The following is a 25745-nucleotide window of genomic DNA, read 5'->3' on the forward strand; positions in this document are numbered from 1 at the left end:
ATGGTCAGTGGTTGATCAGTAGCGGTCGATGGTCGGCGGTGCGGGCACCGCGATACCGGTACCCGCGAAGTTCTTCTCCTGCGCGGCCTTCCACGAACCGTCATCGATCATCGCCTGGATGGCGTCGTTGACCTTGCCGCGCAGCTCCGAATCGCCCTTCTTCAGGCCGATGCCGTACTTCTCGGTGGTGAAGGTCTTGTTCACCAGCTTGAAGGTGCCCGGCGACTGCGCCGCGTAACCGGCGAGGATGACGTTGTCGGTGGTGACCGCGTCGATCGCGCCGCTACGCATCGCCTCGATGCACAGCGAATAGGTGTCGTAGGTCTGCAGCTGCGCCTGCGGGTAGTTCTTCTCGATGTTCTGGGCCGGGGTGGAGCCCTTCACCGAGCAGACCTTCTTGCCCGCGAGGGAGTCGGGGCCGGTGATGTCGGTGTTGGCGGCGGGCACCAGCAGGTCCTGGCCCGCGATGTAGTACGGACCGCCGAAATCGACCTTCTCCTTGCGCTTGTCGTTGATCGAGTAGGTGGCCACGACGAGGTCGACCTGGCCGTTCTCGATCAGCGTCTCGCGCTGCGCCGACGGCGATTCCTTGAAGGTGACGTTCTCCGGCTTCACCCCGAGCTTGTCGGCGACGTACTTGGCGACGTCGACGTCGAAGCCGCTGTAGGTGCCGTCGGTGTTGCGCAGACCCAGACCCGGCTGATCGAACTTGATGCCGATGGTCAGCTTGCCGTCCTGGGCGTTCTCGAGGGCGGACTTGTCGCTACCGCCACCACAACCCGCGGTGACGGTGGCTGCCAATGCCAGTGCCGCTGCGCCGATTCCGACGCGCATCGCACGATTGATCCTCATGGGGTTTCCTTCTCCTTGTGACAATGGTGCTGCGAGTCAGTGGCTGAGAATCTTGCCCAGGAAGTCCCTGGCGCGTTCGGATTTCGGTGCGGTGAAGAATGTTTCGGGCGCGGCGTCTTCGACGATCTCACCGTCGGCCATGAACAGCACGCGGTCGCCCGCTCGGCGCGCGAAGCCCATCTCGTGGGTGACCACGAGCATGGTCATGCCTTCCTTGGCGAGGGCCACCATCACGTCGAGCACCTCGTTGACCATCTCGGGGTCCAGCGCCGAGGTCGGCTCGTCGAACAGCATGACCTTGGGATCCATGGCCAGTGAGCGGGCGATCGCCACGCGCTGCTGCTGGCCGCCCGAGAGCTGGGCCGGGTACTTGTCGGCCTGGTTGGCGATGCCGACCCGCTCGAGCAGGGCGAGGGCGTGCTTGCGCGCCTCGTCCTTCTTCTTCCCACGGACCTTCGTCGGCGCCAGCATCACGTTCTCGAGGATGGTCTTGTGCGCGAACAGGTTGAACGACTGGAACACCATGCCCACCTCGGCGCGCAGCGCGGCGAGAGCTTTGCCCTCGTCGGGCAGTGCGACGCCGTCGATGGCGATGTCACCGGAGTCGATCGGTTCGAGGCGATTGATCGTGCGGCACAGGGTGGATTTCCCCGAACCCGACGGGCCCAGGACGATCACGACCTGCCCACGGGGCACTTCGAGGTGGATATCGCGCAGGACATGGAGCTCACCGAAGTGTTTGTCCACGTTGCGCATCGAGATCATCGGCGGAGCAGCGGTGGTGGCTGCGGCGTCGGCGTTCCCGTTCGCGGGTGCGGCGTCGTCGGTCATGGTCAGAAACCTTATGTCCATTCTGGAGAATTGCCCGGCTTTCGAAGACATGCCGTGACGGCACGCCGAAACGACACCTGCTGGTAACCCGGCGGCTGCCCGTTACCTTTGCGTATTATCGTGCGAACGCAACCGTGACGCGCATCACACTCGGGGCTGCCCGTACCCTGGACAGGTGGATTCGACGGTTCAGGACGCGACTGAGGGCGCGACGCAGCACAGCTCTGTGGCGCAGCGCAGCTATGAGGTTCGCACATTCGGCTGCCAGATGAACGTGCACGACTCCGAACGCCTGTCCGGGCTGCTCGAGGACGCGGGCTATATCAAGGCCGCCACCGGCGAGACGCCCGATCTGATGGTGTTCAACACCTGCGCGGTGCGCGAGAACGCCGACAACAAGCTCTACGGCACCCTCGGTCAGCTGGTCCCGGTCAAGCAGGGGCGCCCCGGCATGCAGATCGCCGTCGGCGGCTGCCTGGCGCAGAAGGACCGCGAGACCGTGGTGCGCAAGGCGCCGTGGGTCGACGTGGTGTTCGGCACCCACAACATCGGTTCGCTGCCGGTGCTGCTCGAGCGGGCCCGCCACAACGAGCAGGCGCAGGTGGAGATCCTCGAATCGCTCGAGGCGTTCCCCTCGACGCTGCCCGCCAAGCGGGAGTCGGCGTACGCGGGCTGGGTGTCGATCTCGGTGGGCTGCAACAACACCTGCACGTTCTGCATCGTGCCCTCGTTGCGCGGCAAGGAAGTGGATCGCCGTCCGGGAGACGTGCTCGCCGAGGTGCAGGCGCTGGTCGACCAGGGTGTGCTGGAAGTGACCCTGCTCGGACAGAACGTCAATTCCTATGGCGTGAACTTCGTCGATCCCGAGCAGCCGCGCGACCGCGGCGCGTTCGCGCAGCTGCTGCGCGCGACCGGACAGATCGAGGGCCTCGAACGCGTGCGGTTCACCTCCCCGCATCCCGCGGAGTTCACCGACGATGTCATCGAGGCGATGGCGGCCACCCCGAACGTCTGCCCGCAGCTGCACATGCCGCTGCAATCGGGTTCGGATCGGGTGCTGAAAGCGATGCGCCGTTCCTACCGCAAGGAGCGTTTCCTCGGCATCATCGACAAGGTGCGCGCCGCGATGCCGCACGCGTCGATCACCACCGACATCATCGTGGGCTTCCCTGGCGAGACCGAGGAGGACTTCCTCGAGACCCTCGACGTGGTCCGCCGGGCCCGCTTCACCAGCGCCTACACCTTCCAGTACTCCAAGCGTCCCGGAACTCCGGCCGCCGACCTGCCCGACCAGCTGCCCAAGCAGGTCGTGCAGGAACGCTTCGAACGCCTGATCGCCTTGCAGGACCAGGTCTCCTGGGAGAACAACCAGGCGCTCATCGGCACCGAGGTGGAACTGCTCGTCGCCGAGGGCGCGGGCAAGAAGAACGCGGTGACCGCGCGGATGAGCGGTCGTGCGCGCGACGGCAGGCTGGTGCACTTCCGGCCCGGCGACGTGACCGGCATCCGGCCGGGCGACGTCGTCACCGTCGACATCACCGAGGCGGCGCCCCACCATCTCATCGCCGACAGCGCGGTGAAGTCGCATCGGCGCACTGCCGCCGGTGACGCGCACGAACGTGGAATCACGCCCAAAACGGCGCCGATCGGTGTCGGGCTCGGGTTGCCCCGGATCGGCGCACCGGTCATCGAGACGGTCGAGAGCGGCTGTTCGACGGGGTGCTCGTCGTGAGCGACGACGAATCTACTACCGGTCGTAGTGGGTCGGATGCGAACGGCGCGTCCGGTGATGGCACAGTGGGACCCGCCAACGACCAGCCTGTGGACAGGAGCGGACACGCGGTGAACCCGGCGCGCAACGACGAGGATTTCGAACAATTCCGCGGTGAACTCGACGCGGTCGAGCGCCGCATCGCCGGTGAGATCGACCCCGGCGCGCGAGCGCTGGTGGTGGCGGGCGCGGTCTTCGCGCTGCTGATCTCGCTGGTCCTACCGACCGCGGGTACGGCGCGCGGCTTCGACGTGCTGCTCGACACCGACGCGGCGGGGGTCGAACACATCGGCTTGCCGTCGCGGATCTTCGTGTGGCTGGTCATCGTCTTCGGTGTCGGCTTCTCGCTGCTGGCGCTGACCACCCGTCGCTGGATACTGGCCTGGGTCGCCTGCGCGGGGTCGGCCGTCGGCTCGGTGTTCGGTGTGCTCTCGATCTGGCACCGCCAGACCCCCGGTCTCGGCAACTATCAGGGCGCGGGTCCGGGGATCGGCCTGATCCTGGGCACCCTCGCGATCATGGTGCTCACCTTCCACTGGGTTCGTGTGGTGTGGAGTCGCACCGCCGTGCAACTCGCCGCGGAGGAACAGCGCCGCACGGCGGCCCGCGAAGCCGAAGTTCGCGACCGCAAGCGACTCAGCGGCGAATAGTCCTGCGAGACAAGAAAACCCCCGACCGGATCGGTCGGGGGTTTCTTTCTGTCTCACTCAGAGATTGCTGACCGCGCCCTCTGCTGCTTCGGCCCATTCGCGCCACTGCTGTGCCTGCTCGAGCGCCTTCTCCGCATCGCGCTTCTTGCCCGCCGCGGTGGCCTTGGCGGCCTGCTCCTCGAACTGGGCCACCCGCTCACGGAACTGCGCGGCTCGCGCGACGGCCTCGGGATCGGAACGACGCCACTGCTGATCGGCCGCGTCGCGAACCCGCTTCTCGATGGCGCGCAGCTTGGCTTCGAGCTCCTGCATGCGCTCGCGGGGGACCTTGCCGATGGCGTCCCACTTGTCCTGCAGCTCGCGCAGCACGTTGCGGGCGGCGTCCACACCGTTGGCCGGGTCGATGTGCTCGTAGGCGGCCAGCAGTTCCAGCTTGGCGGCGGCGTTGTGATCGAACTCGGCGTCGCGCTCGCTGACCGCCGCGTTGCGGGCGGCGAAGAACACATCCTGGGCGCTCTTGAACCGTCGCCACAGCGACTCGTCGGCCTCGCGCGGTGCCCGGCCCGCGGCCTTCCACTCGGTGAGCAGGTCGCGGAACACCGCGGCGGTGCCGGTCCAGTCGGTGGAGTCGGCCAGCTCCTCGGCGCGCACGCACAGCTCTTCCTTGCGCGTCTTGGCGGTGGCGCGTTCGCGGTCGAGGTCGGCGAAGTGGGCGCCGCGCCGGCGGTTGAACGCCTCACGGGCCTTGGAATAGCGCTTCCACAGCGCGTCGTCGACCTTGCGGTCGACCCCGCGGATCGACTTCCACTCGTCGAGGATCTCGCGCAGCCGGTCGCCCGCGGCCTTCCACTGGGTGGATTCGGCGGCGATCTGCTCGGCCTCGGCGGCGAGGGCTTCCTTGCGCTCGGTGTGCTCGTGGCGGGCGCGGTCCTTCTCCTCCTTGGCGTGCGCGGCAGCTTCCTCGGAGTGTTCGGTGATGACCTGTAGCCGGGCGGCGAGGCCGTCGATATCGCCGATGACGGCCGCCGTCGGCAGCGTCTCGGCCAGTGCCAGCGCGGCGGCCTTGGTCTTGCGGGCGTCGGCCCCCGCGGCCAGCCTGGCCTCGAGCAGCGCGACCTCGGTCGCCAGATCGTCGAAGCGGCGGCCGAAGTGCGCCAAGCCCTCGGCGACGTCGCCCGCCTGCCAGGAGCCGACGATCCGTTCGCCCTCCGCGGTCCGCACCCACGCGGTGCCGTCTTCGTCGACCCGGCCCCACTTGCTCGGGTCGGTGGCACTCGGCACGATCACGGCGTGCGGATGCGGTTGATCGGGGCCCGGCGCCGGTTTCACGGCATGGGGTTTCGGCGGACGCGGAGCATTCCCGCCGGGCTTGGGGGTACCGGACGGTCGCGGGGCCGGACCTGGGGTGGGCTTCGCGGTTCCGTTGCTGTCGGTCATTGCTCTCCGTCCCTGCCGCGCGTCACGGCTGCCTGGTTACGCCCTAGCACATCCCATTGAACCCGGTTCGAGCCGCGGAAACCATCGATCCGGAGGATCGAATAGCGGATTTCCTGGGATTTCGTCCCGGACGACGTGGGTAGTCGCACCTGAAAACACTAGCAATCTCGGCGGGCATCACTACGCCGGACACTCGCAGACCGCCGCGCGCCCGCGCCGCGCCGGATGTGGGCCCCGGTGCGCGCTGCGGCTACGGTTACCGCGTGTTCTCGATAGCGGCCCTGGTCCCGTCGCCGCCGATGCTGGTGCCCGAACTGTGTGGGCGAGTCCCGGTGTCCGGCAGCGATCCCGACGATCCGACCGTGGTGCTGCGCGCGGCCGCCCTCGACGCCGCCGCGGCCCTCGCCGAGGCCGCGGGCCGGTGGGTCGTCGTCGGGGTCGGTAGCCATGACCTGACCTACGGTTCGGCGACCCGGGGGACCTTCCGTGGGTTCGGCGCCGATGTCGTCGTCGGGCTCGGTCCGGCGGGCGAGGACACCGGTCCAGCAGACGCTCAGCTTCCCCTTCCGGTACTGGTCGCCGGATGGTTGCGGGAGCAGGCCGCGCCCCGGATCTCGGTGCGGGCCCGGCTGTTCGCCGCGGGCACGTCGGCCACCGAGTGCGCCGCGGCGGGCGCCGCGTTGCGCGCCGAGCTGGACAGCGAGCAGGACCCGTGCGCGGTGCTCGTCGTCGCGGACGGTGCCGCGACGTTGACGGTCAAGTCGCCCGGCTATCTCGACGAGCGGGCCACCGCTGTTCAGCACGACCTCGACGCGGCGCTGCGCACGGGTTCGCGGGCCGGTTTGGCCGCGCTCGACCCGGAACTGTGTGCGGCGCTGCTCGTCGACGGACGCGCCGCCTACCAGGTCCTCGGCGGTCTGTTCGCCGCCGATTCGGCCGATCCGCGGGTCCGTACCCTGTACCAGGGCGCACCCTATGGCGTCGGCTACGACGTGAGCGTGTGGCAACCGGGTGGACGGGAAGGGATCGACGAGTGACGAGCAGACCGATCGCGGTCGTCGGCCCCACCGCCACCGGGAAATCCGACCTTGCCCTCGATCTCGCCACCGAACTCGGCGGCGAGATCGTCAACATCGACGCGATGCAGCTCTATCGCGGAATGGACGTCGGCACCGCGAAACTGCCGCCCGACCAGCGGCGTGGCATCCCGCACCACCTGCTCGACGTGCTCGACGTCACCGAGACCGCGACTGTCGCCGCCTACCAGAGCGCGGCTCGCGCCGTCGTCGAGGACATCATGGCGCGCGGAAAGACCCCGGTCATCGTCGGCGGTTCGATGATGTACGTGCAGGCGCTGCTCGACGAGTGGGATTTCCCGGCCACCGACCCCGAGGTCCGCGCCCGCTGGGAAGCGCTCCTGGAGCAGGGCGGGGTGCAGGCGCTGCACGCGGCGCTGCGAGAGGCCGACCCGGTCGCCGCGGCGACCATTCTGCCCACCGACGGCCGGCGCATGGTGCGCGCGCTCGAGGTGGTCGAGCTGACCGGTCGCCCGTTCGCCGCCTCGGCCCCGACCATCGGCGCCCCGCGCTGGAACGCCGCGATTCTCGGCGTCGACCGGGAGACCGCCGCCCTCGATGCCCGCATCGAGACCCGCACCGCCCTGATGTTCGAACACGGTCTGGTCGACGAGGTCCGCGCACTGATCGACCGGGGCCTGCGCGAAGGCCAGACCGCCCGCCGCGCGATCGGCTACGCCCAGGTGCTGGCCTACCTCGACGACGAATACGACCTCGACCACGCCCGCGAACGCACCCTGATCGGCACTCGCCGCTACGTGCGACGGCAGCGGTCGTGGTTCCGCCGTGACCCCAGGGTCTCCTGGGTAGACGGTGCCGATCCCGAGCTCGCCGCGACCGCGCTGGCCCTGCTCTCCCCAGCGAACACCGACCCGATAGGACGGACAGCGCAGTGACGCGACGAGTGAGTACCCGCAACGCCTCGGTGCAGGTGTGGCAGGCATACCTCAACAACCGGACAAAACGTCATCGTGACGGCCGGTTCCTCGTGCAAGGCGTGCGCCCGATCACGCAGGCGCTGGCCAATGACTGGCCGCTGGAAACCATGCTCTACCGGCTCGGTGGCCCCGAGCTGTCGAGCTGGGCGCGCGAGATCCTCGACACCGCCGACGTGCCGCAGGTGGGCCTCGTGCCCGAGCTCATGGCGGAGTTGGGGGAGAAGGCGGCGAGCGCACCGGAGATCGTGGCGGTCGCGGTGTCGCGACACCCTGACCTCGCCGACTACGCCCCCGGTGAGCCGGGGGAGGACGCACCGGTGGTCGTCGTGTTCGATCGCCCGAACTCGCCCGGCAACCTCGGCACCCTGATCCGCTCGGCCGATGCGTTCGGCGCGTCCGGGGTGATCGTGACCGGCCACGGCGCCGACCAGTTCGACCCGCAGGCCGTGCGCGCCTCGACCGGCTCGCTGTTCGCCGTGCCGGTGCTGCGCGCGGCGGGCCCCGGGCAGGTGCTCGAATTCCGGGACCGCCAGGCGGCGCGCGGCATCCCCACCCGCATCGTCGGCACCGATGAACACGCGCCGGGCACCATCTACGACCACGACTTCACCGAGGCGACGATCCTGGTCGTCGGCAACGAGACCACCGGCATGAGCTCAGCCTGGGCCGACGCGTGCGACGACCTGGTCACCATCCCGATGGGCGGCACCGCCAGTTCGCTCGGCGCGCCGTCGGCGGGGGCGATCAGCCTCTACGAGATCGCCCGGCAGCGGCGTACCTTCGCCCGGTAGTGAAACCGTCGACGGCGCAGAGGAGAATGACGGACGTGTCCGACATCGAATTCAGCAAGGGCCACGGCACCCAGAACGACTTCGTGGTGCTGCCCGACCTCGAGGTGCGCCTCGACCTGACGGCCGACCGCGTCGCCGCACTGTGCGACCGGCAGCGTGGCCTCGGCGCCGACGGCGTGTTGCGGGTGGCGAAGGCCGGTGCGTTGCTCGCCGCCGGTGTGCTGGAAGCGCTGCCGGAGGGCGTCGGCGCCGACGACTGGTTCATGGACTACCGCAACGGTGACGGGTCGATCGCCGAGATGTGCGGCAACGGAGTGCGGGTCTTCGCGCACTACCTCAATGCCACCGGGCTCGAACAGCGCACCGAGTACGTCGTCGGCAGCCGTGCGGGCGCCCGTCCGGTCGTGGTGCACGCCGCCGGCCGGACCGACGGTGAGGTGACGGTGGACATGGGCGTCGTCCGCGAACTCGGCCCGTCCACCGCGACCCTGGCGGGCTGGGCACTGGCCGGCATCGGCATCGATGTCGGCAATCCGCATCTGGCCTGCGTCGACGACAGTCTGACCGTCGACGCGCTCGCCAAACTCGACCTGAGCGTTTCCCCTGGCTTCGACCCGGACCTGTTCCCGCACGGGGTGAACGTCGAGATCCTCACCGCGCTCGACGCGGACAACACCGTCGACATGCGCGTGTACGAACGCGGCGTCGGCGAAACCCGTTCCTGTGGCACCGGGACCGTGGCCGCCGCCGCTGCCGCGCTGACCGCCGCCGGTGTGTCGATCGGCACCGAATCCGGCGAGGTCACCGTGCGTGTGCCGGGCGGGCAGGTGCGTGTCGGGATCGCCGACGGGCGGGCCTGGTTGCGCGGTCCCTCGGTACTGGTGGCCTCGGGAAGTCTGTCGCAGTCCTGGTGGGACGCGCAGTAGCACCGATAACCGCGTGCACGCTGTCACCCGGACGTGGCAGCATAGAGAACGTATGACGAAACCAGTAGAACCCACAGAATCCACATCGGCCGAGCACACCACCGCGGCCGATCCCGACGTGGCCGCCGATCGCGGTGACGTCGATGATGCGCTGGCCCGCCACGCGGCCCGCATGAAACAGCCCGGTTGGGCGGCCGATCCGACCGTCGGCGAGATGCAGCTCGACGAGCGCACGTCGCTGCGACGCGTCGCCGGGCTGTCCACCGAGCTCACCGACATCACCGAGGTCGAGTACCGCCAGCTACGCCTCGAGCGCGTGGTGCTGGTCGGTGTCTGGACCAGCGGTAGTTCGGTCCAGGCCGAGGGGAGCATGGTGGAACTGGCCGCGCTCGCCGAGACGGCGGGCTCGGAGGTGCTCGAGGGGCTGATCCAGCGTCGCGACAAGCCCGACCCGGCCACCTACATCGGCTCCGGCAAGGCCGAAGAGCTGCGCACGGTCGTTCTCGACACCGGCGCCGACACGGTGATCTGCGACGGTGAACTCACGCCCGCGCAGCTCACCGCGCTGGAGAAGGTCGTCAAGGTGAAGGTCATCGACCGCACCGCGCTGATCCTCGACATCTTCGCCCAGCACGCCACCTCTCGCGAGGGCAAGGCCCAGGTCGCGCTGGCGCAGATGGAGTACATGCTGCCGCGCCTGCGCGGCTGGGGTGAGTCGATGTCTCGTCAGGCCGGTGGCCGGGCGGGCGGCGCCGGCGGTGGCGTCGGCACCCGTGGTCCCGGTGAGACGAAGATCGAAACCGATCGTCGCCGCATCCGCGAACGGATGGCCAAACTGCGCCGCGAGATCCGGGAGATGAAGACCGCCCGTGACACCATGCGCGCGCGCCGCACCGAGAGCGGGGTGCCCTCGATCGCGATCGTCGGCTACACCAACGCGGGCAAGTCCAGTCTGATGAACGCGCTCACCGGCGCGGGCCTGCTCGTGCAGGACGCGCTGTTCGCCACCCTGGACCCGACCACCCGCCGGGCCGCGCTCGACGACGGCCGCGAGATGGTGTTCACCGACACCGTCGGTTTCGTCCGTCACCTGCCGACCCAGCTGGTCGAGGCCTTCCGCTCGACCCTGGAAGAGGTCACCGGCGCCGATCTGCTGCTGCACGTCGTCGACGGCGCCGACCCGTTGCCGCTCGAACAGATCAAGGCGGTCCGCGAGGTGATCACCGATGTGATCAGGGAGCAGGGCACGCCCGCGCCGCCGGAACTGCTGGTGGTCAACAAGATCGACGCCGCCGACCCGAACGAGCTCACCCGGTTGCGCGGCATGCTGCCGCAGGCGGCGTTCGTCTCCGCCCAGACCGGCGCGGGCGTGGAGGAGTTGCGTGAGCGGCTCTCGGAGGTGCTCGGCGGACTCGACGTCGACGTCAGTGTGCTGCTGCCCTACAGCCGTGGCGACCTGCTCGCCCGCATCCACGCGGACGGCCGGATCGTCACCGCCGAGCACGAGGAGGGCGGTACCCGGGTTCGCGCGCGCGTGCCGCACGCGTTGGCCGCCGCCCTGTCCGAGTACGCGCACTCCGGTCCCGCGGAACCGGTGCTCAGCTGATCTTTTTCGCTGATTTGCCCGCCGGTTGCGGACAAATGCCGATGCGACACAGGGATTTTCGAACGCTATGGTCGAATATCGACAGCAGGAGGGTGTTATGTCGAACGACCATCAAGGTACGGAAAATGTGACGAAGAACAGGGTTGCGGTGGGCGACCCTGTTCTCTCGGATGGAGCGCCGCTGAACCCGGCGCCGAGCGAATGGGACATCCGCGCGTTCGAAGCGGTGCTCGCGCCGCTGCGGGCGTGGACCAGCCCGAAGTTCTACGGTCTGGACAATATTCCGGCCGAAGGGCCGGTGCTGATCGTGGCCAACCACAATCTGCTCGGCGGGATCGACGCACCGCTGATCATGCCGGAGATCCTGCGCGTGCGCGGCAGGCTGGTGCGCGGTCTGGCCGAGCATGTGCTGATGGTGCCCGGCGTGCGGGATTTCCTGCATCATTTCGGCGCGGTCCGCGGTACCCGCTCGAACTGCCTGGCGCTGCTCGAGCGCGGGGAGGCGGTGGTGGTGTTCCCCGGCGGTGGCCGGGAGGCGATCCGCCGCAGCGGCGAGAAGTACGAGCTGAAGTGGGAGGGCCGTACCGGTTTCGCGCGGATGGCGATCCAGGCGGGGGTGCCGATCGTGCCGCTGGCGATGATCGGCATCGACGACGCCTACGACATCGTCTTCGACGGTCAGCACCCGGTGATGTCGCCGCTGCGCTGGACCTGCCGCCTGCTCGGGATCAATCCCGAGCTGAGCCCGCCGCTGGTCAAGGGCGTCGGCCCGACGCCGCTGCTCCGCCCGGAACGGTTCTACTTCTCGGCGGGCGCGCCGATCGACCCCACGCCGTGGATGGACGCCGACGATATCGACGGCGCGTCCGCCGATCTGCGTGATGTGGTGCGCAAGGGCCTCGAGGAAGAACTGCAGTTCTTGTTCAACGAGCGTGACCGCGACAGCGGCCGTACGCTGGTCGGCCGCCTGCGCAACGCATTGCCCTGGTGACCGCGACCGCCTGAGCGGCTGGATCGGCGCCGCGGGGCAGATGCGCTCAAGGGGGTGTGGAATGCCCGCGGTGCCGATCTGGTTACCCCAGTTATGCGGACCAAGGTCCGGATAACGAGAGGGTGGCGATGATCGTGACAGAACAGGTCCAGGTCGTGCCCGGCGCCGACCGCAGGCGCTGGCGCAACGAATGGCTCGACTCGCGCCAATCGTTCCCGGCCACCGGCAACTTCGTGCTCGAGGACTACGCGCACGGGCTGCTGCTCGTGCACAACGAGGACATCGTCGACCCGGGCGAGGGCTTCGACACCCATCAGCACCGCGACACCGAGATCCTCACCTGGGTGCTGGAAGGCACCGTGGTGCACCAGGATTCGACCGGACACTCGGGCTTGATCCGCCCCGGCCTCGCGCAGCGGATGAGCGCGGGCGCGGGCATCCTGCATTCTGAGCGCAACGGGGCGGGCTACCGCGAGAAGGAGCGCCTGCACGTCGTGCAGATGTGGATCCCGCCGGACGCGACGGGCGTCGCCCCGAGCTACCAGGAACTCGATATCGAGGGTGACCTCGCCCGCAACGCCCTGGTGCCGGTGGCATCCGGTATGGCGCGCCATCGCGGCGAGGCGGCGATCGGCATCGGCAACCGTCACGCCGCCTTCCACGTCGCGCGGCTGGACCCCGGCCAGGCCGTCACGGTCCCCGATGCGCCCTACGGTCACGTCTTCCTCGCTCGCGGCACCGCCGACTACGAGGGTTACGGCACCCTGGAGCAGGGCGACGCCGTTCGCCTGACAGCGACCGGCGGCCACCGCGTGACCGCGGTGACCGCCGCCGAGCTGCTGATCTGGGAGATGACCGCGACCGCGCGCCGCTAGACCTTGCGGATGACGGTGACGACCTTGCCCAGGATTTGCGCGTCGTTGCCGGGGATCGGCTCGAAGTGCGGGTTGTGCGGCATCAGCCACACGTCCTTACCGCTGCGTTTGAAGGTCTTCACGGTGGCCTCGCCGTCGATCATCGCCGCCACGATGTCGCCACCCTCGGCGACATTCTGCTGACGCACCACCACGAAGTCGCCGTCGCAGATGGCCGCGTCGACCATCGACTGGCCGACGACCTTGAGCAGGAACAGTGATCCCTCGCCGACGAGTTCGCGCGGCAGCGGGAACACGTCTTCCACGGCCTGCTCGGCCAGGATCGGGCCACCGGCGGCGATCCGGCCGAGGACCGGGACGAACGTCGGGGTCGGGCGGCTCGGGTCGACCTCGTCGGTCTGCTGGGGCAGCGTGGTGACCGAGCGGACCGCCTCGTCGAGTCCGCGGACGTTCACCGCGCGCGGCCGGTTCGGGTCGCGACGTAGGTAGCCCTTGCGTTCGAGGGCGCGCAGTTGATGAGCCACCGAGGAGGTGGAGGTGAGGCCGACCGCGTCGCCGATCTCACGGATGCTGGGCGGGTAGCCGCGTTCGGTCACCGAGGAGCGGATGACATCGAGGACCGTGCGTTGACGCACGGTGAGATCCGTCCCGGATCCCGATGTGACGGTGCCGGTGCCGCTTTCGTCACCCGTGTCGTCTGTGTGGGTCACCGTGTCCCGCCCTTCCAGTTGTCGAATTCGCCATCTCGAGGCTAGTCGTGCCACGCCGAACTATCAAACATCTGTTCGAGCATGTCGGGCGTTTCGTGCTGACAGCGGCGCGGGGATCTGGTAGAAATCGAACATCAGTTCGTCGCACAGGTGTTCGAATAGCGGGAGGCATTGCCGCCTCACCAGTACTTTCTCGCAGCAGCGGAGCACACCACCCCGGAGGTTCTTCCGATGAGCACAGCAACCAGCGCCCTGCGTTCCACAGACCCCATCGCCGCCCCGGAGCCCGTGCTCCGCCGGCGCCGGTCCGCCCGCGCCCCACGACCTTTCGCCTTGGTTCGATCGGCGATGTCGCGCCCGGCGGGCATCGAACGCCAGGCCGTCGAAGCATCGTCGGCCGCTCCCATCGCAGGCTCCGCCTCGCCTCGCCGGGTCGCGCCCGCGAGCGTGGCACGCAGTATCGTCCGCTCCGGCGTGTTGAGCCCGCCCGCCAACGGCCTGCCCGCGGCCGAACCCGCCGACATCGTCCGCGTCCCCCGGCGGATCGACCTCACCGACGCCGAACTCGACCTCGCCTTCGCCACCGTGCCCCGCAGCGCGCCGGCGCGCCGTTCCCGTGAGGTCGTTCGCCCGCCGGCGGCGGATCGCGGCCCGCGGCACCGCGCGCCGCACAGCGACCTCTCGCTCTATGCCCGCGGTCCCGTGCGTACCGGCCGCGCGCGGGGCATCCATCCGCTGGATCGAGTCGAGCAGGCCAAGGCCGGGTTCGCCGCGCTCGCCGTGACGGCGCTGGTGACCGCGCTGATCGTCGTCGCCTTTCTCGGGCTCGCCCACGTGCGCGCGGGTAGTTTCGCCGACCACGTCGACTCGACGACGCCCGGAATCTCGGAGCAGGCCGGGTTCGGGTCCGGAGCGCGGTCCGAGCCGGGGCGATGAGTCGAAAATCGCTGCGCGGAAGCATTTTCGGAGCGGGTTCCGGCAGTGTGCGAGATCATCTGTATCGACGAATCACACCCTGAAACTAGAACACGTTGCTACGGTGACGAGCATCCTGAATCGGGGCGGGGGCCCCGGTCGAACCCGGATGTGAGGTCTCGGTGCGCCGCTGCTCGATCGCTCTACTGCTCGGTGTGGTGCTCGGTGCCCTACTGGCACCCGCCGCGCACGCGGTACCCGCCTACACCGAGTATCTCGACCTCCCCGCGCTCAACGGTGTGGGCGAATACGGTGGCGGGCTGCACCCGGCGCTGCCCTCGGCGCAGCAACCCCTGCGGGACGCACTGGCCCAGGCGCGCGAGGACGGCATCGACCCGGCGCGGTACGCGACACTGCTGCACCAGTACTGGCTCGTCGTCGCCACCGACAACGCCGGGATCGACCTCGAAGCCTGGGCGCCCGAGCGTGGCGTCGCGGCCAATTCCGCCACCTTCAGCCAGGTGTACGTGAACTACTTCCGCCTCGCCGCCACCCGCTCCGATCTCTACTGGGCGGGCATGGCGGGCATCGCGGGCGCGTCCTTCGCCGCCGGCTTCTTCGACGTCGGTGACGTCGCCGCCGGTGTGTCCGTGGGCGGAATCCACGAACTCGGCAACGCTGTCGCCGACCTGTTGCGTGCCACCCCGCCCGAATTGCTCACCGGCGTCCCGGCCGATATCAGCGGCCTGGCCGCCCTCGGCCCCCGGCTGACCGCCGCCGACCTCGCCTGGTACCAGACCCGGCTGATGATCATGCAGAAGCACATCTTCATCGATCTGGTCCCGATGCACGAGGCCTATCTCGCCGACAGGATTGCGGGCATCGAGGAGATGTCCGCGGCCGGCCTGCTCGACGACGGCATGCGGGTGGCCTGGACCGGGATCGACGGCGGCACCGAAGCGGGTCGCGGCGACGCGCTGGTCGCGATGGCCGATCGGGAACAGAACCAGATCATCGCCGACCAGTGGGATGTGACAGCACGCGGTCGTGCCGGAATGGGCCGGGTGCTCACCTACGTCACCACGGTCGCGGGCAAGCCCGCCGTCCCCGGCACCCGCCCTCCCGGCGTGTACGCCCCGGTCACGGTGTGGTCGCCGATCGCCGCGGGGCGGCCGATGGGTCTGCGGACGCCACTGCCCGCGTTCAACTGGGCCGACCGGGAGACCCGCTGGGACTACATCACCGCCGATCTGCTGCCGCGCCATCTCGACCTCGCGACCGACGCGGCACGCGCGGTGACGGTGTATCGCGAACCGTTCACCGTCAAGCTCGACCGGGGCCGGATGCTCGCCCGGCTACCCGACATCATCGCGGACCTGGCCACGCAGTGGCAGGTTGTGCCATCCTGACCGGTATCCTGTCAAGAGCCATGGAATAGAAATGCGCATCGACGAAGGAACCCTCGGATGCATTGCCCGTATTGCCGACACCCCGACTCGCGCGTCGTCGACTCGCGGGAAGTCGAGGAGGGCACCGCGATCCGCCGCCGTCGTTCCTGCCCGAGCTGCGCGCGTCGATTCACCACCGTCGAGACCGCGATCCTGTCGGTGGTCAAGCGCAGTGGCGTCACCGAGCCGTTCAGTCGCGAGAAGGTCATCGTCGGTGTGCGCCGGGCCTGCCAGGGTCGTGAAGTCGATGACGACGCCCTGAACCTGCTCGCCCAGCAGGTCGAAGACGCGGTGCGCGCCAAGGGATCTCCCGAAGTGCCGAGCCACGAGGTCGGCCTCGCCATCCTCGGCCCCCTGCGTGACCTCGACGAGGTGGCCTACCTGCGCTTCGCCTCGGTGTACCGATCCTTCACCAGCGCAGCCGATTTCGAACGCGAGATCACCGAGATGCGGGCTGCTCGCGCGGTCGCCGCGACCGACTGATCCACGCCCGGCGCCGCCTCGGCGGCGGATGTCTCAGCGCCGGATCGAGCTGATCGCCTTCTCGATGCGCTTGGCCGACACCGGATACGGCGTACCCAGCTTCTGGGCGAACAGGCTGACTCGCAATTCCTCGATCATCCACCAGATCTCGGTGACGTCGCGGGCGTTCTTGCGCGCCGGGGGCAGCGCGCCGACGAGCTTGTCGTAGGCGGCGAGCATCCGGTCCACCTCGACCATCGCCTGCCGGTCGCGCACCGCCGAACCCGGAAGTGATTCCAGGCGCTGGGCCGCCGCGAGGAGGTAGCGCGGGAGTTCGCGTAGCCGCACCCGGCCCCATTCGGCGACGAAGCCGGGGAACAGCAGGTCGTCGAGCTGCTGACGCACGTCGTCGGCGATATCGGATTCGAGGGTGTCGGCCAGTGCGGCACGCGCCTGCTGGGCAGCGGCCAGTACGGGCACGACGGTACGGATCAGCGCGACGACCGCCGTGGACAGTTGCGGGCGGACGGCGGCCACCAGCTTGTCGAACTCCTCCGGCGAGCGCACCGGGCCGCCTGCCTTGGCGATCAGTTCGTCGGCGGCGGCGATCCGGCAGTCCTCGACCAGCTTGTCCAGGGAACCGTCGGGGTTCTGACTCAGTGCCAGCCGATCGCGGGCGGGCAGTCCGGCGGTGACGGCCCGCGTCGAGGTGGGGATCGCGGTGAGCAGCAGGGTGCGCACACCCGCTCGCATCGCGGCCGCCTGTTCGCCGGGCGAGCTCAGGACACGCACCGCGACGCCCTCGCCCTCGGGCACGAGTGCCGGGTACCCGGTCACGGTCTGGCCGGCGACTTCGCGGCTCACGGTCGGCGCGACCGAACCGAGCGACTCGGAGGTCCACACTGTCGCCGGCGCGCGTTCGGCGCCGGCGGTCGCCCGCGCGACCGATGCCGAAACCTGATCGGCCAGTGCCGCTTTGAGCTGTTGCAGGCTCTTGTTCTTGGCCAGTACCTTGCCGCTCTGATCGACTGCGGCGAACGTCATCCGCAGGTGATCGGGCAGTGCGGTGGGGGAGAGGTCGTCGGTGGTGATGGTGACCGCACCCAGCCGGGACAGCTCCCGTGCGAGCCCGGTGCGCAGCGGCTCGGCGCGCGGAGTCAGCCCCCGCAGGGCCGCCGACGCGAAGTCCGGCGCGGGAACGACCGCGCGGCGCAACGTTTTCGGCAGCGTTTTGATGAACGCGGCAGCCAGTTCCTCACGCATGCCGGGCACCAGCCAGTCGAAGCCGACCGCCCGCACGTGCGCGAGCTGTTCCACCGGGATCCGCGCGGTGACGCCGTCGTCGTCCTGGCCAGGCTCGAACTGGTAGGTCAGCGGGAAGCTGAGTTCACCCTGGCGCCAGGCGTCGGGGAAGTCGGTCGGGTCCAGGGTGGCGACACCGGCATTGACCACGGTGTCGGTCGAGAAGTCCAGCAGCGCGGGGTCATCGCGCTCGGTCTTGCGCCACCAGCTGTCGAAATGGCGCACCGACACGATATCGGCGGGGATGCGCTTGTCGTAGAACTCGAACAGCACTTCGTCGTCGACGAGGATGTCGCGGCGCCGTGCCCGATGCTCGAGGTCGGCCACATCGTCGATCAGGGCGCGATTGCGGGCGAAGAACCCGTGCCGCGTCTGCCATTCGCCCTGTACCAGCGCATGGCGCAGGAACAGCTCGCGCGACAGCTCCGGGTCGATGCGCCCGAAGTCGACCGGGCGCCCGGTCACCAGCGGTACCCCGTACAGCGTCGCCCGCTCGTAGGCACGCGCCGATCCACGCTTGGCCGACCAATGCGGTTCGGAGTAGGTGCGTTTCACCAGATCACCGGCGAGCCGTTCGGCCCACTCCGGCTCCACCTTCGCCGCGATCCGCCCCCACAGCCGCGAGGTCTCCACCAGTTCGGCCGCCATCACCCAGCGCGGCGCCTTCTTGGCCAGCGACGACCCGGGGAAGATCATGAACTTCGCATTGCGGGCCCCGAGGAACTCGCGCGATTCCGCCTCACGCACGCCGATATGCGAGAGCATGCCCGCCAGCAGCGACTGATGGATCTGTGCGCTCGGCCACGGCATCGCATGGTCGTCTGCCGAATCCGAGGACCCGCCAACGGGTGTGGCGGCTGCTGGGTGCTGCCCACCTGTCGCTGCCTCACCACCGCGTCGAGACCGTCCACCTGCCCGGCGTGGGTCTGTGCCCTTGGTCTCGGCCCGGCCGGAGGTGGTGTTCGCTCCGGCGGTCGGCTCCGCCACCGCGCGGGGGGAGTTCCCGCGTCCGCGGCCACGCCGTCCGCGATTGCCCCCTGCGCCGACGGCGCCGTCCACGGTGGTGAGGGCGTCCGCCTGTCCCCGGCTCGCGCCCGCGTCGTTCCAGCCCATCCCGCGGGCGATGGTGCGCAACTGACCGTGCAGGTCCTGCCACTCCCTGATGCGCAGGTAGTGCAGGAACTCGTCGCGGCACATCCGCCGGAACTGGTTGGACGACAGCGACTTCCGCTGCTCGGTGAGGTAGTCCCACAGCCGCAGGTAGGCCAGGAAGTCCGAGCCCTCGACGACGAAGCGCGCGTGCTGGGTGTCGGCCGCCTGCTGGTGCTCGACGGGCCGTTCGCGCACATCCTGGATCGACAGCGCCGCGACGATGATCAGTACCTCGTCGAGGCACCCGTTGCGCTGGGCCTCGACGAGCATGCGCGCCATCCGAGGATCCACCGGCAGCTGCGCCATCTCCCGCCCGATCGGCGTGAGCGTGAGATGTTTACCCGAATCAGCTTCGCCGTCAACAGATTTCGTGCTGCCGTGCGCCAGCGCGCCCAGCTCTTCGAGCAGGGCGATACCGTCGCGGATGGCCCGGCGGTCGGGGGCCTCCACGAACGGGAAACTCTCGATATCGCCCAGACCCAGCGCCGTCATCTGCAGGATGACCGCGGCGAGGTTGGTGCGCAGGATCTCCGGCTCGGTGAACGCGGGCCGCGCCTCGAAATCGTCCTCGGAATACAGCCGGATACAGATACCGTCCGCCACGCGCCCACAGCGACCCGATCGCTGCCGCGCCGAGGCCTGCGAGACCTCTTCGATCGGCAGGCGCTGCACCTTCGTCCGCATCGAATAGCGCGAGATGCGCGCGGTGCCGGGGTCGATCACGTAGCGGATACCGGGCACGGTCAGCGAGGTCTCGGCGACATTGGTGGCCAGCACCACCCGGCGACCGGTGTGCGGGGCGAACACCTTGTGCTGCTCGGCGGCCGACAGTCGCGCGTACAGCGGCACGATCTCGGTGCGGGGGAGTTTCAGGTCGCGCAAAGCATCGGCGGTGTCGCGGATCTCGCGTTCGCCCGACAGGAACACCAGCACATCACCGTCGCCCTCGGCGAACAGTTCGACGACCCCGTCGGCGATGGCGTCGGTGGGGTCGCGATCGACGACCCGGGTGTCCTCGTCGTCGTCGGATCCGGGCAGTTCCAGCGACAGCGGCCGATACCGCAATTCCACCGGATAGGACCTGCCCGACACTTCGACGATCGGCGCGGGCGTGCCGTGCGCGTCGGCGAAATGGCGGGCGAACAGTTCGGGATCGATCGTCGCCGAGGTGATGATCACCTTGAGATCGGGCCGCTGCGGCAGTAACTGCTTCAGATACCCGAGCAGGAAGTCGATATTGAGGCTGCGTTCGTGGGCCTCGTCGATGATGATCGTGTCGTAGCGGCGCAGCATCCGGTCGCGCTGGATCTCGGCGAGCAGGATGCCGTCGGTCATGAGTTTGACCAGGGTGCGATCGGAGGCCTGATCGGTGAAGCGGACGGTGTAGCCGACCACGTCGCCGAGTTCGGTGCCCAGTTCCTCGGCGATGCGTTCGGCCACGGTGCGGGCGGCGAGCCTGCGCGGCTGGGTGTGACCGATGGTGCCGCGGATTCCGCGACCGAGTTCGAGGCAGATCTTCGGGATCTGGGTGGTCTTGCCCGAGCCCGTCTCACCGGCCACGATCACGACCTGGTTGGCGGCGATGGCCGCGGCGATGTCGTCGCGGCGCGCGGAAACCGGCAGTTGTTCGGGGTAGGTGATCTGCGGAAGCGCCGCGCGGCGATTGGCCACGCGGGTCTCGGCGGTGGCGATCTCGGCCTCGACGGCGGGCAGGTCGTCGGGGCGCGCACGGTCGAGCTTGCGCCGGAGCCGATGTTCGTCGCGCAGCGAGACCTCCGCCAGGCGGGTGCGCAGCGCGCGGGTTCCGGTGCTAGCTGTCCTGGTCATTGCGCCTACCAGCCTAGCGAAGCCCGCCACCGGTTTTCCCCCGCGTCGCCCGCTCGCGCCGTCGCGGAGACCAACGACACACCACGACACCCGCCTGTCACGGTCCGCGCGTCCGGTCCGTACCGCGCGACGCGACGGCCGTGCGCACACGAACTCCCGGTCAGCCGGGGCCCGTCGTGCGAGGATCCGGGCATGAGCGGTCAGCGGGCACCTCGCGTCGCCAGGCAGGCCGCCCGACCATGCGGAAGGGACACAGCATGAGCGCTTCGGTGCGAACGGCGTGGTGGATCAGGGCCTATCGGCTCGGTTTCGGGTTGCTCGGGATCCTCGCCCTGGTCTGGATCCCGCTGCGAAACGTCGACTCGGCGACGTTCTCGCTCACGAACTATCTGAGCTACTTCACCATCGAGTCCAACATCTTGGCCGTGATCGTGCTGCTCGTCGGTGGCCTGACAGCGCCGCAGAGCCCGCGCTGGCAGACGTTTCGTGGCGCGGTCACCCTGTACATGCTCATCACGATGGTCGTCTACGCGGTCCTGCTGGCCAATGTCGACGTGATGCTCACCGACAAGTGGATCAACGATGTCCTGCATCGCATCGTGCCGCTGGTCCTGCTGCTGGACTGGCTGTTCGTCGCGATGGCGCAACGCCTGCGACCCAGCCTCGAACTGATCGGCCTGTGGCTGATCTTCCCGGTCGCCTACGGCGTCTACAGCCTGATCCGCGGCCCGATCGTCGACTGGTACCCCTACCCGTTCATCGACCCACGGACGCAGGGGTACGTGTCGCTGACGATCGGGTTGGTGGTGTTGCTGGTGGTGTTCGTCGTGCTCGCGGTCGCGATGGCCGGCCTGGGAGATCTGCCCGCTCGGTGGCGGGAACGCAAGTCAGAAGGCTGACCGGCGGCGGGCCAGGTGCGCGCCGGTCGGCACAGTGGGGTAGATGTGGAGCCATGAATGCGCTCTGGCATGGATTCGCCGATATGGGTGCCGTCGATCGTGACGGTGCGTTCGTTGTCGCTCGCGGTGAGGGCGCCTACGTCTTCGACACCGCGGGCAAGCGGTACCTCGACGCCACCGCCGGGCTGTGGTTCGCCAATGTCGGGCACGGCCGTGGCGAGATCGCCGACGCCGTCGCCGATCAGTTGCGCACCATCGCGCACTACTCCAACTTCGGCGACATCACCGAAGCGCCCACCCAGGAACTCGCCGAGAAACTCTCGTCGATCGCCCCCGTTCCCGGCAGCAAGATCTTCTTCACCTCCGGCGGTTCCGACTCGGTGGAGACCGCGGCGAAACTGGCCCGCCGCTACTGGCACGAGCAGGGCCGCACCGACAAGAAGATCCTGGTCGGGCGACGTCTGGCCTATCACGGCATGCATTACGCGAGCACCGCGCTCGGCGGTCTGGCGCCGAACAAGGAGGGCTACGGCGTGCTGGTGGACGACACCCGCACCGTCGAATGGAACGACGCCAAGTCCCTGCTCGCCCTGATCGAAGAGGTCGGCGCCGAGCGGATCGCCGCGTTCTTCTGCGAACCGATCATCGGCGCGGGCGGGGTGTACCTGCCGCCCGAGGGCTACCTGGCCGAGGTCCGCCAGATCTGTCGTGACCACGACATCCTGTTCGTCGCCGACGAGGTCGTCACCGGTTTCGGCCGCATCGGCGGTTCCTGGTTCGCTTCCACCCGCTTCGACCTGCAGCCCGACCTGATGACCACCGCCAAGGGCCTCACCTCCGGCTACCTCCCGATGGGCGCGGTCTTCATCGCCCCCCACCTGGCCGAGCCCTTCTTCGCCGGCGGCACCTGGTTCCGCCACGGCTACACCTACGGCGGCCACGCCGGCGCGGCCGCCGCGGCCCTGGCCAACCTCGCCATCGTCGAACGCGAGGGCCTCTTGGAGGAAGCCGCCCGCCTCGAATCCACCCTCCACACCGCGTTGGCGCCGTTGGCCGACCACCCCCGCGTCGCTGAGGTTCGCAGCGGACTCGGCGCAGTGGCGGCGGTGCAGCTCGCCGACCCGTCCGAGGGCCCAGCCCTGGTGAAAACCCTGCGTGAACACGGCATCTCGGGCCGGGCCGCCGGTGCGGGCGCCATGCAGATCTCGCCGTCGTTCGTCATGACCGACGCCCAGGTCGCCGAGCTCGCCGCCGGATTCGCCCGCGCCCTGGGCTGATTCGGGAGTCGATCGACACCGGGCCCGTCGGCGAAACTCGCTGGCGGGCCCGGAGTCGTGCGGGCTAGCCTGCTCTGTTCTGATCGAACAGGGGAGGACCTGCGTGCAAGCATCGGTGACCGTGACACCGGACCAACTACCGGAATTGCTGCTGCATGTCGCGGTGGTGCGGCCGGTATTCCTGTGGGGTGCGCCGGGAATCGGTAAGAGCTCGCTCGTGCGGACCTTCGCCGATTCGCTCGGCCTGGAGTGCGTCACGCTCCTCGGCACCCAGCTCGCCCCCGAAGACCTGATCGGTGTCCCGCAGATCGTCGATGATCGCAGCCGCTTCGCACCGCCGGAGCTGATCGCGCGACCGGAGCCCTACTGCCTGTTCCTCGACGAACTCAACGCTGCCTCACCGGAAGTGCAGAAGTCGTTCTACTCGCTGATCCTGGACCGCCGGATCGGGACCTACGAATTGCCCGCCGGTTCGGTGGTGATCGGCGCGGGCAATCGCGCCACCGACAACGCGCTCGCCCGGCCGATGGCGTCGGCACTGGTCAACCGGATGGTGCACCTGCACCTGCGCGCCGATGTCGACGACTGGCTGAAGTGGGCCGCTACCCACGACATTCACCCCTGGATCATCCGCTACCTCACCCAGCGCCCCGATCACCTGTGGTCGGCGCCGCCCAAAACCGAGGCACCTTTCTCCACGCCGCGCGGCTGGCACATGCTCTCCGACGCCCTGCACTCCTGCGGCGACGACATCGACGACACGACCCTGCAGGTCCTCGCCGCGGGGACGCTCACCCTCGGCCACAGTTCCGGCTTCCGCGCCTTCGTGACAACGATCCGCCACGCCTACGACCTGGACGCGGTACTCAAGGGCGACGCCGGATGGCCGCGTGACCCGGCCGACCGTGACCTGCTCTATTTCCTGTCCGAGACGATGCGCGTCCGGTTGATCAAAGATCTCCCCGGCGACCGCGCGCACACCTCGCCGACGGTGCAGCGCTTCGTGATGCGCGCCAAGTCGCTGCTGGTGGAACTCGCCGAGATCTCGGTGGAGTGCGCGCAACTGGTGATCGCCTCCGATGCCGAGGGGATGCCGGTACTGCCGTCGTGGTTCCTCATCGAGGTGTCGCGGGATCTGCCGCGCCTGGCCGCGCGGCGCTGAGCATGGCCACCGCACGCAAGCGGCGCACGGTCGCGGATCCGTGGCAGCAGGCGGTCGACGACGGCTGGCAGGCGGCGTGCGCTCACCCGGCGTTGCGGCCGCTGGCCACCCAGCTGTACCGCCTCGACGAGCGGACTCCTCGTGCGGTGTGGGCGCGGCTGAGCGGCAGTTACGTGGGCTATCACCCGAAACGCCGTGCCACCGCACAGGAATGGGCGTGGGTGTTCGCGCATTGCCTGCTCCACGCCGGATTCGGTCACCTCGATCCGCGAAACACGGTGCCCGCCAACATCACCGGCCTCGATTCAGGCGACCCCGAGGGCCGGCGAGACGTGCGCGCACCGCATCCGGCCTATCGTGCGGCCTGCTGCGCCGCCGTCGACACCTACCTGACGACGATGAAGATCGGCACCCGCCCCACCGACATCCCGCCGACACCCGAGTTGGCCGACGAGCACGCTGCCGCTGCCCGGTGGCGCGATACGGCGGTGCCGGATGCCTTCGCGCGCACCGGGTTCGCCGACTTCCTGCTCACCTCGGCCGAGACCGCGAAACGCGTCGACAACCCCGCCCGGTTCGCCAGGGGTATCGCGGCCGCCGCCCGTGCGGCGCTGGCCACCGCGGGCGGAGAACGCACCGCCGACGGTGTACTGCGCCACCGCACCCCGTGGGACAGCGCGCTCGGCTGGTTCGTATCGTCGTTTCCGTTGCTCGGGGCCCTCGCCGCGGGCATGACCGTCGTCGCCGACGCGGAACTGGCACGCAGCTGGAATATTTCGATCGCCGCGGTGAATGCCGAAGCCGCCGAGATCTACGTCAACCCGCTGATCGGATTCGGTGAGGAGCAGTGGCGGTTCGTGCTCGCCCACGAAATGCTGCACGCCGCACTGCGTCACGGCGAACGCGCCGACTGGCGCGACCACTACCTGTTCAATATCGCCTGCGACTATGTGGTCAACGGCTGGCTGGTCGAGATGAAGGTCGGTCAGATGCCGGAGGGCCTGCTCTACGACCCGTCGCTGAAAGGCTGTTCCGCCGAGGAGATCTACGACCGGATCGCCGTCGACCTGCGCCGGCTCCGCAAACTCGCCACCCTGCGCGGACGCGGCCTCGGCGATGTCCTCGGTGAACCGCTGGCCCACCCCGGTAGCGCGGGCCGCTACGTCGACCTCGACGAGTACTACCGCAGCGCGCTGACGACGGGGTTGGCGTACCACACCGACAGCGGCCGCGGATATGTCCCGGCCGCACTGGAACAGGCGATCCGCGCGCTCGACCAGCCACCGCTGCCGTGGGACGCGCAGCTGGCCCAGTGGTTCGACGAACACGTTCCCACCATCGACACCCGGCGCAGTTATGCTCGCGCCTCCCGCCGACAGGCCTCGACACCCGACATCCCGCGACCGGCGTGGGTGCGCCCCGAGGAGAACGTGCGGTTACCGACCTTCGGGGTAGTCCTCGATACCTCGGGTTCGATGGACGTAACCCTGCTCGGCAAAGGGCTCGGCGCGATCGCGTCCTACGCGCTGGCCCGAGACGTGCCACGAGCCAGAGTCGTCTACTGCGACGCGGCCGCCTACGACGCGGGCTACCTGCCGGTGGAGGAAATCGCCGCCGGCGTGCGGGTCCGCGGGCGCGGCGCCACGTTCCTGCAGCCCGGCATCCGCCTGCTCGAACGAGCCGAGGACTTCCCGGTCGACGGCCCGATTCTGGTGATCACCGACGGGCAGTGCGACGCGGTACGGATCCGCCGCGAACACGCGTTTCTCGTCCCCGCGGGGGCGTGCCTACCGTTCGCCCCCAAGGGCCCGGTCTTCCGTCTGCGCTGAGCCGAAAGCATGGCGGGG

The 25745-nt window shown here is 69.1% G+C and carries 21 protein-coding genes; 16 read left to right on the top strand and 5 right to left on the bottom strand.

Annotated features, from left to right (window positions below; genetic code table 11):
- Positions 1–15: 15 nt before the first annotated feature.
- Both ACFULV_RS10810 and ACFULV_RS10815 read right to left on the bottom strand, forming a co-directional pair.
- A complete protein-coding gene (locus ACFULV_RS10810; protein WP_378626610.1) occupies positions 16–852 on the bottom strand; it encodes a glutamate ABC transporter substrate-binding protein in 837 nt (278 codons plus the stop codon).
- Between the two features lie 36 nt (positions 853–888).
- Positions 889–1617: an amino acid ABC transporter ATP-binding protein gene (locus ACFULV_RS10815; RefSeq protein ID WP_378655486.1), complete on the bottom strand. Its 729-nt coding sequence runs from the start codon at positions 1615–1617 to the stop codon at positions 889–891.
- A gap of 241 nt (positions 1618–1858) precedes the next feature.
- On the opposite strand from ACFULV_RS10815, the gene miaB reads away from it, so the two are divergent.
- Together miaB and ACFULV_RS10825 are read left to right on the top strand one after the other, a co-directional pair.
- On the top strand, positions 1859–3415 hold the full coding sequence (gene miaB / locus ACFULV_RS10820; protein ID WP_378655408.1) for a tRNA (N6-isopentenyl adenosine(37)-C2)-methylthiotransferase MiaB: 1557 nt from the start codon (positions 1859–1861) through the stop codon (positions 3413–3415).
- 89 nt (positions 3416–3504) lie between these two features.
- A complete protein-coding gene (locus tag ACFULV_RS10825; RefSeq protein WP_378655411.1) occupies positions 3505–4104 on the top strand; it encodes a hypothetical protein in 600 nt (199 codons plus the stop codon).
- A gap of 57 nt (positions 4105–4161) precedes the next feature.
- Here ACFULV_RS10825 and ACFULV_RS10830 read toward each other — a convergent pair whose 3' ends face one another.
- Positions 4162–5541: a DUF349 domain-containing protein gene (locus ACFULV_RS10830; RefSeq protein ID WP_378655413.1), complete on the bottom strand. Its 1380-nt coding sequence runs from the start codon at positions 5539–5541 to the stop codon at positions 4162–4164.
- A 263-nt stretch (positions 5542–5804) separates the two neighbouring features.
- On the opposite strand from ACFULV_RS10830, the gene ACFULV_RS10835 reads away from it, so the two are divergent.
- The 7 genes from ACFULV_RS10835 (at position 5805) to ACFULV_RS10865 (ending at position 12744) form a co-directional block, all read left to right on the top strand.
- Entirely contained in the window at positions 5805–6578 is a 774-nt protein-coding gene (locus ACFULV_RS10835) for a hypothetical protein (protein WP_378655416.1), read from the top strand.
- The gene (miaA, locus tag ACFULV_RS10840; protein ID WP_378655418.1) at positions 6575–7513 is read left to right on the top strand and encodes a tRNA (adenosine(37)-N6)-dimethylallyltransferase MiaA; all 939 of its coding nucleotides are present in this window, start codon (positions 6575–6577) and stop codon (positions 7511–7513) included. The genes ACFULV_RS10835 and miaA overlap by 4 nt, the downstream gene beginning before the upstream one ends.
- Entirely contained in the window at positions 7510–8346 is an 837-nt protein-coding gene (locus tag ACFULV_RS10845; protein ID WP_378626618.1) for a TrmH family RNA methyltransferase, read from the top strand. Before miaA ends, ACFULV_RS10845 begins: the two co-directional genes overlap by 4 nt.
- A gap of 44 nt (positions 8347–8390) precedes the next feature.
- On the top strand, positions 8391–9272 hold the full coding sequence (gene dapF / locus ACFULV_RS10850) for a diaminopimelate epimerase (protein WP_378628272.1): 882 nt from the start codon (positions 8391–8393) through the stop codon (positions 9270–9272).
- Positions 9273–9444: 172 nt separating this feature from the next.
- On the top strand, positions 9445–10878 hold the full coding sequence (gene hflX, locus ACFULV_RS10855) for a GTPase HflX (protein ID WP_378628273.1): 1434 nt from the start codon (positions 9445–9447) through the stop codon (positions 10876–10878).
- A 127-nt stretch (positions 10879–11005) separates the two neighbouring features.
- A complete protein-coding gene (locus ACFULV_RS10860; protein WP_378655421.1) occupies positions 11006–11869 on the top strand; it encodes a lysophospholipid acyltransferase family protein in 864 nt (287 codons plus the stop codon).
- 128 nt (positions 11870–11997) lie between these two features.
- The gene (locus ACFULV_RS10865; protein ID WP_378655423.1) at positions 11998–12744 is read left to right on the top strand and encodes a pirin family protein; all 747 of its coding nucleotides are present in this window, start codon (positions 11998–12000) and stop codon (positions 12742–12744) included.
- On the opposite strand, the gene lexA is transcribed toward ACFULV_RS10865, so the two are convergent.
- On the bottom strand, positions 12741–13379 hold the full coding sequence (gene lexA / locus ACFULV_RS10870; protein ID WP_266295581.1) for a transcriptional repressor LexA: 639 nt from the start codon (positions 13377–13379) through the stop codon (positions 12741–12743). The genes ACFULV_RS10865 and lexA overlap by 4 nt on opposite strands.
- Before the next feature lie 306 nt (positions 13380–13685).
- Between lexA and ACFULV_RS10875 the strand changes: the two genes are divergently transcribed.
- The 3 genes from ACFULV_RS10875 (at position 13686) to nrdR (ending at position 16300) form a co-directional block, all read left to right on the top strand.
- Positions 13686–14390 carry a hypothetical protein gene (locus ACFULV_RS10875; RefSeq protein WP_378655425.1) on the top strand — a complete coding sequence of 235 codons (705 nt, stop codon included), beginning with the start codon at positions 13686–13688 and terminating at the stop codon, positions 14388–14390.
- Positions 14391–14551: 161 nt separating this feature from the next.
- Positions 14552–15778, top strand: a complete 1227-nt coding sequence (locus tag ACFULV_RS10880) for a hypothetical protein (protein WP_378655427.1) — start codon at positions 14552–14554, stop codon at positions 15776–15778.
- Between the two features lie 57 nt (positions 15779–15835).
- Positions 15836–16300: a transcriptional regulator NrdR gene (nrdR, locus tag ACFULV_RS10885; RefSeq protein ID WP_378626625.1), complete on the top strand. Its 465-nt coding sequence runs from the start codon at positions 15836–15838 to the stop codon at positions 16298–16300.
- A gap of 33 nt (positions 16301–16333) precedes the next feature.
- Here the strand turns inward: nrdR and hrpA are convergent, their stop codons facing one another.
- Positions 16334–20560 (bottom strand): ATP-dependent RNA helicase HrpA, encoded by a 4227-nt coding sequence (hrpA, locus tag ACFULV_RS10890; RefSeq protein WP_378655430.1) that lies wholly within the window; start codon positions 20558–20560, stop codon positions 16334–16336.
- A gap of 257 nt (positions 20561–20817) precedes the next feature.
- Here hrpA and ACFULV_RS10895 point away from each other — a divergent pair, with 257 nt between their 5' ends.
- From ACFULV_RS10895 to ACFULV_RS10910, 4 genes are all read left to right on the top strand, one after another.
- Positions 20818–21459: a Pr6Pr family membrane protein gene (locus ACFULV_RS10895; protein ID WP_378655432.1), complete on the top strand. Its 642-nt coding sequence runs from the start codon at positions 20818–20820 to the stop codon at positions 21457–21459.
- Between the two features lie 53 nt (positions 21460–21512).
- Positions 21513–22736, top strand: coding sequence for an aspartate aminotransferase family protein (locus tag ACFULV_RS10900; RefSeq protein ID WP_378626629.1), 1224 nt, complete (start codon positions 21513–21515; stop codon positions 22734–22736).
- Positions 22737–22839: 103 nt separating this feature from the next.
- The gene (locus ACFULV_RS10905) at positions 22840–23898 is read left to right on the top strand and encodes an AAA family ATPase (RefSeq protein ID WP_378626631.1); all 1059 of its coding nucleotides are present in this window, start codon (positions 22840–22842) and stop codon (positions 23896–23898) included.
- 2 nt (positions 23899–23900) lie between these two features.
- Positions 23901–25727 carry a hypothetical protein gene (locus ACFULV_RS10910; protein ID WP_378655435.1) on the top strand — a complete coding sequence of 609 codons (1827 nt, stop codon included), beginning with the start codon at positions 23901–23903 and terminating at the stop codon, positions 25725–25727.
- The last annotated feature ends 18 nt before the right edge of the window (positions 25728–25745 follow it).

Source organism: Nocardia sp. NPDC057272 (assembly GCF_042668615.1).
GTDB lineage: Bacteria > Actinomycetota > Actinomycetes > Mycobacteriales > Mycobacteriaceae > Nocardia.